Genomic DNA, 2053 nt, shown 5'->3' on the forward strand with positions numbered 1-2053 from the left:
GTAAGCGCTCCATGAACCCCATATTCAAAGCGCTTAGCTGACCCCCGATGCTGTGCTCCCGATTTTCTTTCTGGAGCCAGCCGCCATGATGCGCCCCGACGCCAAAGTCGAAAAAGTTTATCTCTACCCCAAGCCCGTCGACTTCCGAAAATCCATTGACGGCCTGGCCGCTCTGGTCGAACTGGATATCAAAGTGGCGGTGTTCGACCCCGTGCTCTTCGTGTTTCTCAACAAGCCACGCAACCGCGTGAAGATCCTCTATTGGGAACGCAACGGCTTCTGCCTTTGGCTCAAGCGCCTCGAATCCGAGCGTTTCAAAACATCGCCAGAGGCCACCGACGAGGCGATCATTCTGACCGTCCAGGAACTCAACTGGTTGCTCGACGGTTTTGATCTCTGGCGTAATCGTCCTCATCAGGTTTTGACGCCGCGCTACGTGGCGTGACCCGGTATAATCCGGGCCATGATTTCTCTGCCCGATGACCTTCCTGATGATCCTGTTTTGCTCAAGCAACTGCTGCTTGAGGCCCTCAATCGCCAGGAGGAAACAGCTCAGGCTTATCAGACCCATATCGTCGACCTGAAAGAACAGATCAAGCTGTTGCGCGACCGCCTGTTTGGGCGCAAGTCAGAACAAAGCGTTGAACCTAATACGCCGCAACTGGCGCTTTTTAACGAACCTGAAAGCGAGCCTATGCCGCTAGTGGGCGACGTTGATGAAGAAGTCGTTAAGCCAATACCACGCCGCGGCAAACGCCAGCCATTGTCGGTTGAACTGCCGCGTATCGAAGTCATCCATGAACTACCCGAACACGAATTGACCTGTGCTTGTGGTTGCCGCAAACACGCCATCGGCGAAGAGACCAGTGAGCAACTGGACATCGTGCCGATGCAGATCCGGGTCATCAAACATATCCGCAAGGTCTACGGTTGCCGTGGCTGTGAAGCCGCACCGGTCACCGCCGACAAGCCCGCCCAACTGATCGAGAAAAGCATGGCCAGCCCCAGCGTGCTGGCCATGCTGTTGACCACCAAGTATGTCGACGGTTTACCGTTGCATCGATTTGAAACGGTACTCAGCCGGCACGGCATCGATATCCCACGCCAGACCTTGGCACGTTGGGTGATCCAGTGCAGCGAGCATTTCCAGCCACTGCTTAATTTGATGCGCGACCGGTTGCTGGAAAGTCCAGTGATTCACTGCGATGAAACCCGTGTTCAGGTGTTGAAAGAACCGGATCGAGACCCGACCAGTCAATCCTGGATGTGGGTGCAAGCCAGTGGTCCGCCGGATCGTAAAGTCGTGCTGTTTGATTACACCTCCAGCCGTGCGCAGGAGGTGCCGTTGCGCTTGCTGGAAAGTTACCGTGGCTATGTCATGACCGACGATTACGCCGGCTATAACGCGTTGGCGTTGCAGCCAGGTGTGGAACGTCTGGCGTGCATGGCCCATGCACGACGCAAGTTCGTGGACGCGCAAAAAGTGCAGCCCAAGGGTAAAACCGGACGGGCCGATATCGCGCTGACGATGATCAACAAGCTGTACGGCATCGAGCGCGAGCTCAAGGACGTCAGCGATGAACAGCGGTTTGTCGGTCGTCAGGAGAAAAGCCTGCCGATCCTGGCGCAACTGAAAAGCTGGCTGGATAAAACCCAATCGCAGGTGACACCGCAAAGTGCGTTGGGCAAGGCTGTGCATTATCTGGCGAATAACTGGAGCAGGCTGGATCGCTATGTGGAAGCGGGTTACTTGCCTATCGACAACAATGCGGCCGAAAGAGCAATCAAGCCGTTTGTGATCGGGCGCAAGGCATGGCTGTTCAGCGATACCGTCAACGGCGCCAGTGCCAGCGCGAAGATCTACAGCCTGGTCGAGACCGCCAAGGTCAACGGCCAAGAGCCTTATACGTGGCTGCGCCACGTACTTGAGCGGCTGCCGCACGCCTCGTCAGTAGCAGACTACGAAGCACTGCTGCCGTGGAACTGCTCGCCAGAAATGCCACGGTAAGCCGTTAACCCACTGTTGGGCAGGTGGGGTTTATGGATCGCATAC

The 2053-nt window shown here is 56.4% G+C and carries 2 protein-coding genes; both read left to right on the forward strand.

Going from position 1 to position 2053, the window contains the following annotated elements:
* Positions 1-85 precede the first annotated feature (85 nt).
* Positions 86-445: an IS66 family insertion sequence element accessory protein TnpB gene (tnpB, locus tag GHN86_RS22925; RefSeq protein WP_228389647.1), complete on the forward strand. Its 360-nt coding sequence runs from the start codon at positions 86-88 to the stop codon at positions 443-445.
* Positions 446-463: 18 nt separating this feature from the next.
* Positions 464-2008, forward strand: a complete 1545-nt coding sequence (gene tnpC, locus GHN86_RS22930; protein ID WP_153387382.1) for an IS66 family transposase — start codon at positions 464-466, stop codon at positions 2006-2008.
* Positions 2009-2053: the final 45 nt, after the last annotated feature.

This window comes from Pseudomonas helleri (genome assembly GCF_009600315.1).
In the GTDB taxonomy this organism is placed as follows: Bacteria; Pseudomonadota; Gammaproteobacteria; order Pseudomonadales; family Pseudomonadaceae; genus Aquipseudomonas; species Aquipseudomonas helleri_A.

What these genes read in the sequence shown, in the direction of transcription:
- tnpB (WP_228389647.1), top strand. Translation starts at nt 86, where the DNA reads ATGATGCGCCCCGACGCCAAAGTCGAAAAAGTTTATCTCTACCCCAAG.
- tnpC (WP_153387382.1), top strand. Translation starts at nt 464, where the DNA reads ATGATTTCTCTGCCCGATGACCTTCCTGATGATCCTGTTTTGCTCAAG.